This window comes from Salmonella sp. SAL04214, from assembly GCF_046550615.1.
Lineage (GTDB): Bacteria > Pseudomonadota > Gammaproteobacteria > Enterobacterales > Enterobacteriaceae > Salmonella > Salmonella enterica.
In genome coordinates this window covers 591,514-607,047 of the sequence record NZ_JBGDXT010000001.1, presented here as the reverse complement: position 1 = coordinate 607,047, position 15,534 = coordinate 591,514, and the positions used below count along the sequence as shown (strand labels likewise).

13 protein-coding genes and 3 tRNA genes are annotated in these 15,534 nt (G+C 52.1%); 8 read left to right on the top strand and 8 right to left on the bottom strand.

What is annotated here, in order from left to right; translation table 11 throughout:
• Positions 1 to 4: 4 nt before the first annotated feature.
• From nrdF to emrB, 8 genes are all read left to right on the top strand, one after another.
• Positions 5 to 964: a class 1b ribonucleoside-diphosphate reductase subunit beta gene (gene nrdF, locus ACLJQD_RS02990; protein ID WP_000777901.1), complete on the top strand. Its 960-nt coding sequence runs from the start codon at positions 5 to 7 to the stop codon at positions 962 to 964.
• A 354-nt stretch (positions 965 to 1,318) separates the two neighbouring features.
• Positions 1,319 to 2,521, top strand: coding sequence for a glycine betaine/L-proline ABC transporter ATP-binding protein ProV (gene proV, locus ACLJQD_RS02985; RefSeq protein ID WP_000985529.1), 1,203 nt, complete (start codon positions 1,319 to 1,321; stop codon positions 2,519 to 2,521).
• Positions 2,514 to 3,578, top strand: a complete 1,065-nt coding sequence (gene proW, locus ACLJQD_RS02980) for a glycine betaine/L-proline ABC transporter permease ProW (protein WP_000775022.1) — start codon at positions 2,514 to 2,516, stop codon at positions 3,576 to 3,578. The genes proV and proW overlap by 8 nt, the downstream gene beginning before the upstream one ends.
• Positions 3,579 to 3,647: 69 nt before the next feature.
• A complete protein-coding gene (gene proX, locus ACLJQD_RS02975) occupies positions 3,648 to 4,643 on the top strand; it encodes a glycine betaine/L-proline ABC transporter substrate-binding protein ProX (protein ID WP_001216613.1) in 996 nt (331 codons plus the stop codon).
• Between the two features lie 164 nt (positions 4,644 to 4,807).
• The gene (locus tag ACLJQD_RS02970; protein WP_000165769.1) at positions 4,808 to 5,992 is read left to right on the top strand and encodes an MFS transporter; all 1,185 of its coding nucleotides are present in this window, start codon (positions 4,808 to 4,810) and stop codon (positions 5,990 to 5,992) included.
• 496 nt (positions 5,993 to 6,488) lie between these two features.
• The gene (gene mprA, locus ACLJQD_RS02965; RefSeq protein ID WP_000378431.1) at positions 6,489 to 7,019 is read left to right on the top strand and encodes a transcriptional repressor MprA; all 531 of its coding nucleotides are present in this window, start codon (positions 6,489 to 6,491) and stop codon (positions 7,017 to 7,019) included.
• 126 nt (positions 7,020 to 7,145) lie between these two features.
• The gene (emrA, locus tag ACLJQD_RS02960) at positions 7,146 to 8,318 is read left to right on the top strand and encodes a multidrug efflux MFS transporter periplasmic adaptor subunit EmrA (RefSeq protein WP_017441159.1); all 1,173 of its coding nucleotides are present in this window, start codon (positions 7,146 to 7,148) and stop codon (positions 8,316 to 8,318) included.
• A gap of 16 nt (positions 8,319 to 8,334) precedes the next feature.
• Positions 8,335 to 9,873 carry a multidrug efflux MFS transporter permease subunit EmrB gene (gene emrB, locus ACLJQD_RS02955; RefSeq protein WP_001187297.1) on the top strand — a complete coding sequence of 513 codons (1,539 nt, stop codon included), beginning with the start codon at positions 8,335 to 8,337 and terminating at the stop codon, positions 9,871 to 9,873.
• 48 nt (positions 9,874 to 9,921) lie between these two features.
• Here emrB and ACLJQD_RS02950 read toward each other — a convergent pair whose 3' ends face one another.
• From ACLJQD_RS02950 to ACLJQD_RS02915, 8 genes are all read right to left on the bottom strand, one after another.
• Positions 9,922 to 11,292 carry a carbohydrate porin gene (locus ACLJQD_RS02950; protein WP_017441158.1) on the bottom strand — a complete coding sequence of 457 codons (1,371 nt, stop codon included), beginning with the start codon at positions 11,290 to 11,292 and terminating at the stop codon, positions 9,922 to 9,924.
• A gap of 345 nt (positions 11,293 to 11,637) precedes the next feature.
• Positions 11,638 to 12,153: an S-ribosylhomocysteine lyase gene (gene luxS / locus ACLJQD_RS02945; protein ID WP_001130193.1), complete on the bottom strand. Its 516-nt coding sequence runs from the start codon at positions 12,151 to 12,153 to the stop codon at positions 11,638 to 11,640.
• Between the two features lie 149 nt (positions 12,154 to 12,302).
• Entirely contained in the window at positions 12,303 to 13,859 is a 1,557-nt protein-coding gene (gshA, locus tag ACLJQD_RS02940) for a glutamate--cysteine ligase (RefSeq protein WP_000611821.1), read from the bottom strand.
• 76 nt (positions 13,860 to 13,935) lie between these two features.
• Complete coding sequence (locus ACLJQD_RS02935; RefSeq protein WP_017441157.1) at positions 13,936 to 14,361, bottom strand: YqaA family protein; 426 nt, start codon at positions 14,359 to 14,361, stop codon at positions 13,936 to 13,938.
• Positions 14,358 to 14,924 carry a fructose-1-phosphate/6-phosphogluconate phosphatase gene (yqaB, locus tag ACLJQD_RS02930; RefSeq protein WP_000271296.1) on the bottom strand — a complete coding sequence of 189 codons (567 nt, stop codon included), beginning with the start codon at positions 14,922 to 14,924 and terminating at the stop codon, positions 14,358 to 14,360. Before yqaB ends, ACLJQD_RS02935 begins: the two co-directional genes overlap by 4 nt.
• Before the next feature lie 249 nt (positions 14,925 to 15,173).
• Positions 15,174 to 15,250, bottom strand: a tRNA-Arg gene (locus tag ACLJQD_RS02925).
• Between the two features lie 61 nt (positions 15,251 to 15,311).
• Positions 15,312 to 15,388 (bottom strand) — tRNA-Arg (locus ACLJQD_RS02920).
• A gap of 62 nt (positions 15,389 to 15,450) precedes the next feature.
• A tRNA-Arg gene (locus ACLJQD_RS02915) sits at positions 15,451 to 15,527 on the bottom strand.
• Positions 15,528 to 15,534 lie beyond the last annotated feature (7 nt).

Sequence of the window (15,534 nt, the reverse complement as noted above, 5' to 3'; positions counted from 1 at the left end):
CCATATGAAATTATCTCGTATTAGCGCCATCAACTGGAACAAGATCCAGGACGACAAAGATCTGGAGGTATGGAACCGGCTGACCAGTAACTTCTGGCTGCCGGAAAAAGTGCCGTTGTCGAATGATATTCCGGCCTGGCAGACGCTGAGCGCCGCCGAACAGCAGCTCACCATTCGCGTGTTTACGGGTCTTACGCTGCTCGACACTATCCAGAACATCGCAGGCGCGCCGTCGTTAATGGCAGATGCCATCACGCCGCATGAAGAGGCAGTACTGTCGAACATCAGCTTTATGGAAGCGGTACACGCCCGCTCTTACAGTTCTATTTTTTCCACGCTGTGCCAGACGAAAGAGGTTGATGCCGCCTACGCCTGGAGCGAAGAAAACCCGCCGCTACAGCGTAAGGCGCAGATTATTTTGGCTCATTACGTCAGCGATGAACCGCTAAAGAAAAAGATTGCCAGCGTCTTTTTAGAGTCTTTTCTGTTCTATTCCGGCTTCTGGCTGCCGATGTATTTCTCCAGCCGCGGTAAGCTCACGAACACTGCCGACCTGATTCGTTTAATCATTCGCGATGAAGCGGTTCACGGTTATTATATTGGCTATAAGTATCAGATAGCGCTACAAAAACTATCGGCAATCGAGCGTGAAGAGTTAAAGCTTTTCGCGCTGGATTTGTTGATGGAACTGTACGACAACGAAATCTGCTACACAGAAGCGTTATATGCGGAAACCGGCTGGGTTAACGACGTCAAAGCCTTCTTGTGCTACAACGCCAATAAAGCCTTAATGAACCTGGGTTATGAGGCGTTATTTCCGCCGGAGATGGCAGACGTGAATCCCGCAATCCTTGCTGCGCTCTCGCCGAATGCCGACGAAAATCATGATTTCTTTTCCGGCTCAGGTTCATCTTATGTGATGGGGAAAACAGTCGAAACCGAAGACGAAGACTGGAACTTTTAACCTTACGGGCATGGGAAATAACGTTACATTTCCCATGCCTTTATTTCAAGCAATACCGGGTTAAATCGCGCAAATATTACAACATGTCCTACACTCAATACGAGTGACATTATTCACCTGGATTCCTCAAATTCAGGTGGATTTTTGCTGGTTGTTCCAAAAAATATCTCTTCCTCCCCATTCGCGTTCAGCCCTTATATCATGGGAAATCACAGCCAATAGCACCTCGCAATATTCATGCCAGAAGCAAATTCAGGGTTGTCTCAGATTCTGAGTATGTTAGGGTAGAAAAAGGTAACTATTTCTATCAGGTAACATATCGACATAAGTAAATAACAGGAATCATTCTATTGCATGGCAATTAAATTAGAAGTGAAGAATCTGTATAAAATATTTGGAGAGCATCCGCAGCGTGCCTTCAAATATATTGAAAAGGGACTATCGAAAGAGCAAATACTGGAAAAAACGGGGCTATCGCTTGGCGTTAAAGACGCCAGTCTGGCCATTGAAGAAGGCGAGATATTTGTCATCATGGGATTATCCGGTTCGGGTAAATCCACAATGGTACGCCTTCTCAATCGCCTGATTGAACCCACCCGCGGACAGGTACTGATTGACGGCGTTGATATTGCCAAAATATCAGACGCTGAGCTTCGCGAGGTGCGCAGGAAAAAGATTGCGATGGTCTTCCAGTCATTTGCGCTCATGCCGCATATGACCGTGCTGGATAATACGGCATTCGGTATGGAATTAGCGGGCATCGCGGCGCAAGAGCGTCGCGAAAAAGCGCTGGACGCCTTGCGTCAGGTGGGGCTTGAGAATTACGCTCACGCCTACCCGGATGAACTTTCCGGTGGGATGCGTCAGCGTGTTGGACTTGCCCGCGCGCTGGCAATCAACCCTGATATCTTATTAATGGATGAAGCGTTTTCCGCCCTCGATCCATTAATTCGTACCGAAATGCAGGATGAGCTGGTGAAATTACAGGCGAAACATCAGCGCACCATTGTCTTTATTTCCCACGATCTTGATGAGGCTATGCGTATTGGCGACAGGATTGCCATTATGCAAAATGGCGAGGTCGTACAGGTTGGTACGCCGGATGAGATCCTGAATAATCCGGCAAATGATTATGTCCGCACGTTCTTCCGTGGCGTGGATATTAGTCAGGTCTTTAGCGCCAAAGATATTGCCCGTCGCAGTCCGGTCGGCTTAATTCGTAAAACGCCAGGTTTCGGTCCCCGTTCGGCACTGAAATTATTACAGGACGAAGACCGTGAATATGGTTACGTCATTGAGCGTGGCAATAAATTCGTGGGCGTCGTGTCCATCGACTCATTAAAAGCGGCATTAAGCCAGGCGCAAGGGATTGAAGCGGCGCTTATCGACGACCCTTTAGTCGTTGATGCGCAAACCCCACTCAGCGAGTTGCTCTCTCACGTCGGCCAGGCGCCCTGCGCGGTGCCGGTTGTCGATGAAGAACACCAGTATGTTGGCATTATTTCAAAACGTATGTTGCTACAGGCTTTAGATCGCGAGGGGGGTAACAATGGCTGATCAAACGAATCCGTGGGATACCGCACAGGTGGCCGATACTACGACGCAAACGGCTGATGCCTGGGGAACACCGGCAGGCGTAGCCACGGACGGCGGCAGTACCGACTGGTTGAACAGCGCGCCCGCGCCAGCCCCTGAACACTTTTCTCTTCTGGACCCGTTCCATAAGACGCTGATCCCGCTGGATAGCTGGGTCACAGAGGGAATCGACTGGGTCGTCACCCATTTCCGTCCCCTTTTTCAGGGGATTCGTGTGCCGGTGGATTACATTCTTAACGGCTTTCAGCAACTGCTGCTGGGAATGCCCGCCCCTGTGGCGATTATTCTCTTTGCGCTGATTGCCTGGCAGGTTTCCGGCGTGGGCATGGGGATCGCAACGCTGATATCGCTGATCGCCATCGGCGCGATCGGTGCCTGGTCGCAGGCGATGATTACCCTGGCGCTGGTGTTGACCGCCCTGTTGTTCTGCGTCGTGATCGGATTACCGATGGGAATCTGGCTGGCGCGCAGCCCGCGCGCGGCCAAAATAGTTCGTCCGCTGCTGGATGCGATGCAGACCACGCCCGCGTTTGTCTATCTGGTGCCGATTGTCATGTTATTCGGCATCGGTAACGTGCCGGGCGTGGTGGTGACGATTATTTTTGCTCTACCGCCGATTGTACGCCTGACGATCCTGGGCATTAACCAGGTGCCTGCCGACTTAATTGAAGCGTCGCGCTCGTTCGGCGCCAGCCCGCGCCAAATGTTGTTCAAAGTGCAACTACCGCTGGCGATGCCCACCATTATGGCAGGCGTTAATCAGACGCTGATGCTGGCTCTCTCGATGGTCGTCATCGCCTCGATGATTGCGGTCGGTGGGCTTGGTCAGATGGTACTACGCGGCATTGGTCGTCTTGATATGGGGCTGGCAACCGTCGGCGGCGTCGGCATTGTGATTCTCGCCATCATTCTGGACCGTCTGACGCAGGCCGTCGGGCGTGACTCGCGTAGCCGCGGTAACCGTCGTTGGTATACCACCGGTCCTGTTGGGCTAATCACCCGCCCTTTCGTTAAGTAACTCTCCTGACGCCCGGTGACATTGCGCTTACCGGGCTTACAACTCCCTACCATAATTAAAGGAACAACGATGCGACATACTGTGATATTTGCCTCAGCGTTTGCCACCCTTGTCACCGCCAGCGCTTTCGCTGCCGACCTGCCTGGCAAAGGCATTACCGTCCAACCAATCCAAAGCACGATTTCTGAAGAGTCCTTCCAGACGTTACTGGTCAGCCGGGCGCTGGAAAAGTTGGGTTATACCGTAAATAAGCCGAGTGAAGTCGATTACAACGTAGGCTACACCTCTATCGCCTCTGGCGATGCGACGTTTACCGCCGTGAACTGGCAGCCGCTGCATGATGATATGTATGCCGCAGCAGGCGGAGACAAAAAGTTTTACCGCGAGGGCGTCTTCGTCTCCGGCGCTGCGCAGGGCTATCTGATCGATAAAAAAACCGCCGAGCAGTACAACATCACCAATATCGCTCAGCTAAAAGATCCGAAAATCGCCAAAATCTTCGATACCAATGGCGACGGAAAAGCGGACATGATGGGCTGCTCGCCGGGCTGGGGCTGCGAAGCCGTAATCAATCACCAGAATAAAGCGTTTGATCTGCAAAAAACCGTTGAGGTCAGCCACGGTAACTATGCGGCGATGATGGCTGATACCATTACCCGTTTTAAAGAAGGCAAGCCGGTGCTGTATTACACCTGGACCCCGTACTGGGTGAGCGACGTAATGAAGCCGGGTAAAGATGTCGTCTGGCTACAGGTGCCGTTCTCCTCTCTGCCGGGCGAACAGAAAAATATTGATACTAAACTGCCGAACGGCGCGAACTATGGGTTCCCGGTTAATACCATGCATATTGTCGCCAATAAGGCATGGGCGGAGAAAAACCCGGCGGCGGCGAAACTGTTCGCCATCATGAAGCTGCCGCTGGCGGATATCAACGCGCAGAACGCCATGATGCATGCCGGTAAATCGTCTGAAGCCGATGTTCAGGGCCACGTGGACGGCTGGATCAACGCTCACCAGCAGCAGTTTGACGGCTGGGTGAAAGAAGCGCTGGCCGCGCAGAAATAAGATCGTTTTTTATGCCGGATAAGGCGCAGTTCATGCGCCGCTATCCGGCCAACGCAATCTCTCCTCAAAGCGCACGATTCATCACGTCACCGTTCCCCTTTATTCATCAACATCCGCTATGATTGTTTTCCCAGGAAATAATTATCTGAATCACGATTACCATAATGACGAAACCCACTCATGGGCTTAGCCCGGCGCTGATCGTTTTAATGTCTGTGGCCACGGGTCTGGCGGTCGCCAGCAACTACTATGCCCAGCCGCTGCTTGATACCATCGCGCATCACTTTTCGCTTTCCGCCAGCTCCGCAGGGTTTATCGTTACCGCCGCGCAGTTGGGCTATGCCGCTGGCCTGTTGTTTCTGGTGCCGCTCGGCGACATGTTTGAACGCCGAACGCTGATTGTCTCCATGACGTTGCTGGCGGCTGGCGGAATGCTGATCACCGCCAGCAGTCAGTCGCTTAGCATGATGATACTCGGAACGGCCTTAACTGGACTGTTCTCCGTGGTGGCGCAGATTCTGGTTCCGCTGGCCGCCACGCTTGCGACGCCCGCCACCCGCGGTAAAGTGGTCGGCACCATTATGAGCGGCCTGTTGCTGGGGATCCTGCTGGCGCGAACGGTCGCCGGACTGCTGGCAAACCTCGGCGGTTGGCGCACCGTATTTTGGGTAGCGTCGGCGCTGATGGCGCTGATGGCCGTCGCGTTGTGGCGCGGACTGCCAAAGCTCAAATCCGACACCCATCTTAACTACCCGCAGCTGTTGGGTTCTGTATTCAGCCTGTTTATTCACGATAAGCTGCTGCGTACCCGCGCGCTGCTGGGCTGTCTGACCTTTGCTAATTTCAGCATCCTCTGGACGTCAATGGCCTTTTTGCTCGCCGCGCCGCCGTTTAGCTATTCCGAGGGGATGATTGGCCTGTTTGGCCTGGCGGGGGCCGCCGGCGCTTTAGGCGCGCGTCCGGCTGGCGGATTTGCCGATAAAGGTAAATCTCACCTCACCACCACGTTCGGCTTACTGCTGCTGTTACTCTCCTGGCTGGCGATCTGGCTTGGGCACACCTCGGTACTGGCGCTGATTATTGGCATTCTGGTACTGGACCTCACCGTTCAGGGGGTACATATCACCAATCAGACGGTCATCTATCGTTTGCATCCGGATGCGCGTAACCGGCTCACCGCCGGCTATATGACCAGCTACTTTATCGGTGGCGCCGCGGGGTCGCTGATTTCCGCCTCCGCCTGGCAACATGCCGGCTGGGCCGGTGTTTGTCTGGCGGGTGTCACGGTAGCCTTACTTAATTTACTGGTCTGGTGGCGAGGTTTTCACCGACAGGAAGCCGTAAATTAAGCGGATAGTGAGTGTTTACCTTTGTTTAAGCTCCTTAGGGTGTTAAGGAGCTCCCCAGTCTGTTAAGGTTATGCTATTCATTTATCATGGTTATTTTTATACCGGTGAAGAATAATATAATTCTATGGAAAGCCCTGCATCCCCATCTGCTCCCAGGCCAATAGCGCCCGTTCAAGGATTCGAAGGTCGTTCACCGATAGCTATCCGTGGTATTCCGGTGGCTTTTGCATCGGGTTGTAAAGCCGTTTACCTGGCTTTCGCCCCTCCCGCTTATCGTTCTCTCCTGATTTTTTCATGCAGGCACTCACGCTTTTCTCGTCATTCCTGGATTTGCCGCAGGCGGCGCTTTACCGGGCCCAATGTTCCCGCTGACGTCTCAGTCTGCGTATCATTGGTTGCTTTATAGCCTGAAAGAATGATTTTGTATTAATAATACATTTACTTTATTTGTCACTGTCGTTACTATATCGGCTGAAATTAATGAGGTCATGCCCAAATGGATAGTTCGTTTACGCCCATTGAACAAATGCTAAAATTTCGCGCCAGCCGTCACGAAGACTTTCCTTATCAGGAAATTCTTTTGACTCGTCTTTGTATGCACATGCAAGGCAAGCTCCTGGAAAACCGCAATAAGATGCTGAAGGCTCAAGGGATTAACGAGACGTTGTTTATGGCGTTGATTACGCTGGAGTCTCAGGAAAACCACAGTATTCAGCCGTCTGAATTAAGCTGCGCGCTGGGTTCATCTCGCACCAATGCGACACGCATTGCAGATGAGCTGGAAAAACGCGGCTGGATTGAGCGTCGTGAGAGCGATAACGACCGCCGTTGCCTGCATCTGCAATTAACGGAGAAAGGTCAGGCATTTTTGCAAGAAGTGCTTCCGCCTCAGCATCATTGTCTGCATCAACTCTGGTCATCACTTAGCACTGCCGAAAAAGATCAACTTGAGCACATCACTCGTAAACTCCTGACGCGTCTTGATCAAATGGAGCAGGAAGGCACTGTTCTTGAGGCGCTGCGCTAAAGCGCCGACCCGCTCAAAAATCCAGATTAATAACAGGAAAGCGGACAGGCCGGCACGCGTTACTGCTGGCCTTTCTGACAACAGGTCGGCTCAGCCGATGTGAATAATAAGATCGTGGAGAACAACATGAGCGCAAATGCGGAGATCCAAACCCCGCAGCAACCGGCTAAGAAGAAAGGCAAACGCAAAACAGCGCTGCTACTTCTTACCTTGCTCTTTGTTATTATTGCCGTGGCATATGGAATTTATTGGTTTTTAGTATTGCGTCATATTGAAGAGACAGATGATGCTTACGTGGCAGGGAACCAGGTTCAAATCATGGCGCAAGTGTCAGGCAGCGTGACGAAAGTCTGGGCTGATAACACCGACTTTGTAAAAGAGGGCGATGTTCTGGTCACGCTCGATCAGACTGACGCCAAACAAGCGTTTGAAAAAGCTAAAACGGCGCTGGCCTCCAGCGTGCGCCAGACGCACCAGTTGATGATTAACAGCAAGCAGTTGCAGGCGAATATCGACGTGCAAAAAACCGCCCTGGCGCAAGCGCAAAGCGACCTTAACCGTCGTGTGCCGCTGGGTAATGCCAATCTTATTGGCCGTGAAGAGCTGCAACACGCCCGCGATGCCGTCGCCAGCGCGCAGGCACAGCTGGATGTCGCCATTCAACAGTACAATGCCAACCAGGCAATGATACTCAACAGTAAACTGGAAGATCAGCCCGCGGTTCAACAAGCGGCGACCGAAGTGCGTAACGCCTGGCTGGCGCTGGAGCGTACTCGCATCGTCAGTCCAATGACCGGTTATGTCTCCCGCCGCGCCGTCCAGCCTGGCGCGCAAATCAGCCCCACCACGCCGCTGATGGCCGTGGTGCCTGCAACCGATCTGTGGGTGGACGCTAACTTTAAAGAGACCCAATTAGCGAATATGCGCATTGGGCAGCCAGTGACGATTATTACTGACATTTATGGCGACGACGTAAAATACACCGGTAAAGTCGTCGGTCTGGATATGGGAACAGGCAGCGCCTTCTCCCTGCTGCCCGCGCAAAATGCGACGGGTAACTGGATTAAAGTGGTTCAACGTCTGCCGGTACGCGTCGAACTGGACGCCCGCCAGTTAGAACAACATCCGCTGCGCATTGGTTTATCGACGCTGGTCACCGTGGATACCGCTAATCGCGACGGTCAGGTACTGGCCAGCCAGGTACGAACGACGCCGGTTGCCGAAAGTAACGCACGCGAAATTAATCTCGCGCCGGTCAATAAACTGATCGACGACATCGTACAGGCTAACGCGGGTTAATCCTGAGGTGCGTGTGATGCAACAGCAAAAACCGCTGGAGGGCGCGCAGCTCGTCATCATGACGATCGCGCTGTCGCTGGCGACATTCATGCAGGTGCTGGACTCCACCATTGCCAACGTGGCGATTCCGACTATCGCCGGGAACCTGGGTTCTTCCCTAAGCCAGGGGACATGGGTTATCACCTCTTTCGGGGTGGCGAACGCTATCTCGATTCCCTTAACCGGCTGGCTGGCGAAACGTTTTGGCGAAGTCAAACTGTTCATGTGGTCGACGGTCGCCTTTGCCGCGGCCTCCTGGGCCTGTGGCGTATCCAGCAGCCTGAATATGCTGATCTTCTTCCGCGTGGTGCAGGGCGTGGTCGCGGGGCCGCTGATTCCGCTCTCGCAAAGCCTGTTGCTGAATAACTATCCGCCTGCAAAGCGCTCCATTGCGCTGGCGCTCTGGTCAATGACCGTCATTGTCGCGCCGATTTGCGGCCCGATTCTGGGGGGCTATATCAGTGATAATTACCACTGGGGATGGATTTTCTTCATCAACGTGCCGATTGGCATCGCCGTCGTCCTGATGACGTTACACACGCTGCGCGGACGTGAAACGCATACCGAACGGCGACGTATTGACGCCGTCGGGCTGGCGTTACTGGTGATTGGCATCGGCAGCCTGCAAATTATGCTCGATCGCGGTAAAGAGCTGGACTGGTTCTCCTCGCAGGAAATTATCATCCTGACCGTGGTCGCCGTCATCGCCATCAGTTTCCTGATCGTCTGGGAACTGACCGACGATCACCCTATCGTCGATCTTTCTCTTTTTAAATCGCGTAACTTCACGATTGGCTGCTTGTGCATCAGCCTTGCCTATATGCTCTATTTCGGCGCCATTGTTCTACTGCCGCAGCTTTTGCAAGAGGTGTACGGCTATACCGCAACGTGGGCAGGTCTGGCGTCGGCGCCAGTCGGTATTATTCCGGTAATTTTGTCGCCGATTATCGGACGCTTCGCGCATAAACTGGATATGCGCAGACTGGTCACGTTCAGCTTCATTATGTACGCCGTCTGTTTTTACTGGCGCGCCTGGACATTCGAACCGGGTATGGATTTCGGCGCTTCCGCATGGCCGCAGTTTATTCAGGGATTTGCCGTCGCCTGCTTCTTTATGCCGCTGACCACCATTACGCTCTCCGGGTTACCGCCAGAACGGCTGGCGGCGGCATCAAGCCTGTCGAACTTCACGCGAACGCTGGCGGGCTCCATCGGCACCTCGATTACCACCACTATGTGGACCGATCGTGAGTCGCTACACCATGCGCAGCTCACGGAGTCGATTACGGCGTATAATCCAAACGCTCAGGCTATGTACGATAAACTGGAAGGCTTAGGGATGACGCACCAACAGGCATCAGGCTGGATAGCCCAGCAAATCACGAATCAGGGGCTGATTATTTCCGCCAACGAAATCTTCTGGATGTCGGCGGGGATCTTCCTGGTGCTGCTCGGCCTGGTGTGGTTCGCCAAACCGCCCTTCGGTGCGGGCGGCGGCGGTGGCGGCGCGCACTAACTATCTGATAAAAGGGATCTGCGGATCCCTTTTTTAGTAGACCAACAATCAGAAGAAATATTTGAATCTCAGACGCCCGCCGTAACGCGCATCTTCACTGTTATCGCCATTATTCGGATTGGCCTCTACCCATGAAGCATAGGCACCGAGGTAGATGTTAAAGTTTTTCATATCCATCACGTTGGGGAATAAATATGAGGCATGAATAGTGTGAATGTCATAATTGCCGGGATCGGTGATCCAGCAATCGTCCTCACAAACGGCATCGATATTAGTAGCATTGAAGGCTTCGATTTTGTTATGCGCATAGATATAACCCAGTTCAAATCGATGCCACAGCGCATTCACCCCAGCGGTAAAATCTGTCTCATCGGTCGCATCCATATAGGCGGTATTCAGGTTAATCACTGCGCCATCTTCCGGATCAGTTTTTTGACCATTCCAGGTCATGGTAAAACCATAGCCCGTACGATCTGACTGATCGATCCACTTCCCATTCTCATAATAGCCATAGGCGTTGTTAACGACGTTACTTTCCATCGCTATCGCCGTTGAAAAACGCCCGTTTTGCCAGGCGATAACCGGACGGACGTAAGCCACGTTTTTATCGTTGGTTAAATCCATTCCGTGGTACTGCTTCTCGGTATATAACGTACTGCCATTTTCCAGCAATGTGTTAACTTCGAAATACCAGTTGTCGATGGTTTTACTCAGCAGGAAGTTACCCCCACTGTCGCTACGTCCCCGTCCTTCTTTCATCATATAGATATAGCCGTAACCGTCACTGTAAAGATCGTTCGCTGTATTCCCCGAATATTCAATAAACGTATCCTGATTCAGCGGGAACATATCGTAGGCTTCAAAACGACCAACCTTAATTTTCCAGTCATTCTCACGACCAAAGAAGAAAACGGCATCATCAAGGTTCATTTTTCCGGTCAGGTCCGCCAGAGGCTGTACAGAGAACCCGGCAAAATTACCGTTGTCCAGCCGCTGATAGCCATCAAAGCCCAGTAACAGGCGTCCGTTAATATCCCAGCGTTCATTGGTTCCTGGTGCCCAATCTTTATTCGCTGACGTTCTCGTCGATGTCAGACTACCGGAACGGCTTGCCGCATCCATATTAAATTCGACATCGCCATAGAACTTAATATCGCTGAATCCGGATAAGGTCAGCTTCGGCGGCGTTTTATCTGCTGCAATGGGCTCGGCGGACTGGACATTCACCGTCGGCGTAGCGGCGACCTGCTGCTGTTTCAGCGAGCGAATTTGCGCCTCGGCATCGGATGCCCGTTTTTCAGCATTAACAACACGTTGCTCCAGTTCAGCCAGACGCTGCTCAATAGTGATATTATTCGCTGCCCAAAGGTTATGAGAAAAGCAAGCACCGATCATCAGCGCCAAATATTTAGCCTTCATTTTTTATCCCTTAAGTTTGATGTATACCAGATAAGATTTGCTAAAAACCCCATCGACCGGCTATTAGTAGAGTCTTGTTATTACCTGGATATCTGGCGCATTCCATTATGTTTTTCTATTAATTATTTATGATTTTTAGTTTATGTGATCAATACACTCTGGCATCGTGAGTTATCCGCCTTTTCTGTTTACCAGATCACATTTTATTATTTAACAGGCCAGGCATTACTTAATTTAAAATGTATTCTCGCCGCAAATATAATAAACGCAAATTATATTAAGCAATAAAAAAACCCGGCCATAGACCGGGGTTAATTTAAATACTGGAACCGCTTACCAATAAGACTAAATATGCAGTTCCTGCAGTTTTTCTTTCGGCAGCGCCAGCTCTTTATTGCTGTTCACGCGCACATCACACTCCAGAATATGACGGGCAATGTCCTGCGCTTCACTGAGCGAGTGCATCTGATACGTACCGCACTGGTAAACGTTCAGCTCCGGGATCTGGTTTTGATCCTGCACTTTCAGCACATCCGCCATCGCCGCTTTCCAGGCGTCGGCAACACGCTGCTCGTCCGGCGTGCCAATCAGGCTCATGTAGAAACCGGTACGGCAGCCCATCGGCGAGATATCGATAATCTCAACGCCGTTACCGTTGAGGTGGTCGCGCATAAAGCCAGCAAACAGATGCTCAAGCGTATGAATCCCTTTTTCCGGCATCACTTCTTTGTTCGGAATGCAAAAACGCAGATCAAACACGGTGATTGCGTCGCCATGCGGGGTGTTCATCGTTTTTGCAACCCGGACCGCCGGCGCTTGCATCCGGGTATGATCGACTGCGAAGCTATCTAATAATGGCATTTAGTCACCTCCGATAATTTTTTAAAAATAAACTGAACTCTTTGTTCCGGGGCGAGTCTGAGTATATGAAAGACGCGCATTTGTTATCATCATCCCTGTTTTCAGCGATGAAATTTTGGCCACTCCGTGAGTGGCCTTTTTCTTTTGGGTCAGGCGTGTTTTGCAAGCCACGCGGCAAACGGCTCGGTATCCGCCGCCTCAATCTCCTGCTGACGACGTACTGAAGCGTCACGTTCAGCAATAAACTCTTCTTCCTGTAAAATCTCCAGCGGCTCTTCGCGTAACAGATTACGGTAAGCCTCACCGAACGCTTTCCCGGTGCCGCCAATGCCTTCATCAATCATAGACCGTAAGATCCGGGCGGAGAATGTCAGTTCAGGATTATCAAAGCAGGCGACCAACTCGTCACACACCTTTTGATACTCCTCTCCCCCGTGGATACTGTCCAGCGTTTGCGCCACGCGTTTCAGATCGCGGAAAAGATCTTTCCCTACTTTGGGCAGCGGGAATTGCGCAGTTTCACAGCCAATGCCTAACGTCAGGCCCGGCTTACGCCCTTCCAGAATAACGCGATTCCAGTTAGTACGCGTACATAACAGCTCATCGCTACTCATTTCCGGCGCATCGGCCAATACGCACCAGACCATAAACAGATCGAGGAAGCGCACCTGTTGCTCGTCTACGCCGATCGGTGAGAACGGATTAATATCGAGAGAACGAACTTCGATGTACTCAATACCACCACGCAGAAGCGCATCTGAAGGCGATTCGCCGCTGCGCGTCACGCGCTTGGGACGAATGGGCGCGTACAGCTCATTTTCAATTTGCAGAACGTTGCTGTTAATCTGTAGCCGCTTACCGTCTTTTTCCACACCAATCCGCGCGTACTCCTCGGAAGGGGTTTTAATCGCCCGCTTCAGACCTGCAACGTATTCATGTAGATCGTTAAACGTAATTCCGAGATTACTTTGCGACTTATTGGTATAACCCAAATCGCTCAGACGTAGCGACGTCGCGTACGGCAGGTAGTACATACCGCAGTCCGTTTTTTCAAACGGTAATGTGGTTGGCTTCCCTTGCAGGAAAGAGGAACAAATGGCCGGAGACGCGCCAAACAGATAGGGGATGACCCAGCCAAAACGGTAATAGTTGCGAATCAGACGAAAATAGCCGGCAGAAATTTTTTCTTTTGCCGCTTCGCCTTCCGTAACGCCGCATTTCGCCTGCCAGAACGCCATCGGTAATGAAAAATTGTAATGTACGCCGGAGATGGTTTGCATCAAAGCGCCATAACGATTTTTCAGCCCTTCGCGATAGAGCGTCTTAAAGCGCCCGGTATTGGATGTGCCGTACTGCGCCAGCTCTATGTCCTGCCCTTCCGCAATATAGCAGGGCATACTTAATGGCCACATCCGCTCATCGCCCAGTTTCCTGGCCGTATACCGATGGAGATCGCGCATAAAAGTGAGCATATGCTGGATATCGCCATCGACTGGCGTAATAAACTCCAGTAGGGCTTCCGCAAAATCCGTGGTAATCCATTTATGGGTCAGCGCTGAACCTAACGCTTCAGGATGACCTGTTGTCGCCAGCGTGCCATCAGCATTGACACGCAGCGTTTCGCGCTCTAACCCGCGCTGTATCCCCTTTAACGCCTGAGGATGTTTTTCCAGCCAGGCCAGAGCCTGTGATACGTCCGGGATCAAATTGACCTCCCGCCTGTCCAAATCGTTTTAATAAGCATAACTGTAATGGCGGCCATACATGCCAAACCTACAATTATTACCACCACATCATGCCCTGAACCGCCGCCGCTGCGAGCGCAACATAGCGCAGCGCCTTACCAAGACACAAAAAAAAGATCGTCCGCCCCCACGGGATGCGCATCCATCCCGCTAACAGGCACAACAAATCACCGATGACCGGCATCCAGCTTAATAATAGTGTGGCTGCGCCATAACGCTTTAGCCAGCCAGTCGCTTTTTCCTGCCAGCGCGACGTTTTGCGCAGCGGAAAGAAACGCCCAAGAATAACGTTAGTTACCCCTCCAAGGCTATTACCCATTGTTGCTGTTAAGACTAAGACCCAGGGATGGCTGACGCCGGAGACCAGCATAGCAACCAAAACCACCTCAGAATTACCGGGTAACAGCGTCGCGCTGAGAAAACTACTGGCAAACAGAGACAGGAGCGACAGTCCGTCACTCACAATAGTCGAACATCCACGGCATCCATTCCCGCCGCCCGCGCCGCCTGTAAACCAAAATCGGCATCTTCAAATACCACGCACTGCGTCGGCATGACGCCCATCCGCTGGGCGCACAATAGGAAGGTGTCAGGCGCAGGTTTGTGATGCTGTACGTGATCTGCCGCCACAACCGCATCAAAATAACGACGCAGCCCCAGATGCGCTAACAAGGCTTCCGCGATAGCGCTTTCGCTACCGGTACCGACCGACATGGGACGCCGCCCATGCCACGCTTTGACCACCTCAACCAGCGGCAGCGGTTCTACGCAGTCCAGCAGGATGCTTTTTACCGCGTCGGTTTTCTCACGCGCCAGTGACAGGGGATCAAGATCGGCATGGTTAAGCTCAATGATTGACTGGGCGATAAGCCAGGTTGGCGAACCGTTAAGCGCGACCATTGCCTGTTCATCAAAACGAAGACCATAGCGCCCCAAAACCTCACGCCACGCTTTGCGATGCGTGGGTTCGGTATCCAGGAGAGTACCGTCCATATCAAAAATCAAACCAGCATAACGTGCGTACATCGTGTTCTCGCAAACCGAATAACCAGACAGTACTTTATCGCAATTGGTTGATTTTGTCGCTAATAGAGATGAAGAGGTGTGTTCAGGATAAGGGGAAAAGCGATTGCGGGGCAGTGACGTATCCGGGAGGATTATTCGCCTTATGGGCCGTTGCTGACGCAACGTTATCCTTCTGATGCCAGCGGTGATTACCGCTATCTTATCTGCATCTTCATCGCTGAAAGTACGGAGAATAAAGTATGGAGAATATGGTGCATCCGGGAGGATTCGAACCTCCGACCGCTCGGTTCGTAGCCGAGTACTCTATCCAGCTGAGCTACGGATGCATCGGGAAACTTACTTTACTGCAGATTTTGATACCGCGGGAAAGCCGTATCAAGTAAGGGATGGTGCATCCGGGAGGATTCGAACCTCCGACCGCTCGGTTCGTAGCCGAGTACTCTATCCAGCTGAGCTACGGATGCATCGGAAAACTTGCTTTACTGCCGATATTGATACCGCGGTGAAAGCCGTATCAAGTAAGAGATGGTGCATCCGGGAGGATTCGAACCTCCGACCGCTCGGTTCGTAGCCGAGTACTCTATCCAGCTGAGCTACGGATGCATCGGGA

What these genes read in the sequence shown, in the direction of transcription:
- yqaB (WP_000271296.1), bottom strand. Translation starts at nt 14,924, where the DNA reads ATGTACGCACGTTATGCTGGTTTGATTTTTGATATGGACGGTACTCTC.
- proV (WP_000985529.1), top strand. Translation starts at nt 1,319, where the DNA reads ATGGCAATTAAATTAGAAGTGAAGAATCTGTATAAAATATTTGGAGAG.
- luxS (WP_001130193.1), bottom strand. Translation starts at nt 12,153, where the DNA reads ATGCCATTATTAGATAGCTTCGCAGTCGATCATACCCGGATGCAAGCG.
- proW (WP_000775022.1), top strand. Translation starts at nt 2,514, where the DNA reads ATGGCTGATCAAACGAATCCGTGGGATACCGCACAGGTGGCCGATACT.
- proX (WP_001216613.1), top strand. Translation starts at nt 3,648, where the DNA reads ATGCGACATACTGTGATATTTGCCTCAGCGTTTGCCACCCTTGTCACC.
- emrB (WP_001187297.1), top strand. Translation starts at nt 8,335, where the DNA reads ATGCAACAGCAAAAACCGCTGGAGGGCGCGCAGCTCGTCATCATGACG.
- ACLJQD_RS02970 (WP_000165769.1), top strand. Translation starts at nt 4,808, where the DNA reads ATGACGAAACCCACTCATGGGCTTAGCCCGGCGCTGATCGTTTTAATG.
- ACLJQD_RS02950 (WP_017441158.1), bottom strand. Translation starts at nt 11,292, where the DNA reads ATGAAGGCTAAATATTTGGCGCTGATGATCGGTGCTTGCTTTTCTCAT.
- nrdF (WP_000777901.1), top strand. Translation starts at nt 5, where the DNA reads ATGAAATTATCTCGTATTAGCGCCATCAACTGGAACAAGATCCAGGAC.
- mprA (WP_000378431.1), top strand. Translation starts at nt 6,489, where the DNA reads ATGGATAGTTCGTTTACGCCCATTGAACAAATGCTAAAATTTCGCGCC.
- emrA (WP_017441159.1), top strand. Translation starts at nt 7,146, where the DNA reads ATGAGCGCAAATGCGGAGATCCAAACCCCGCAGCAACCGGCTAAGAAG.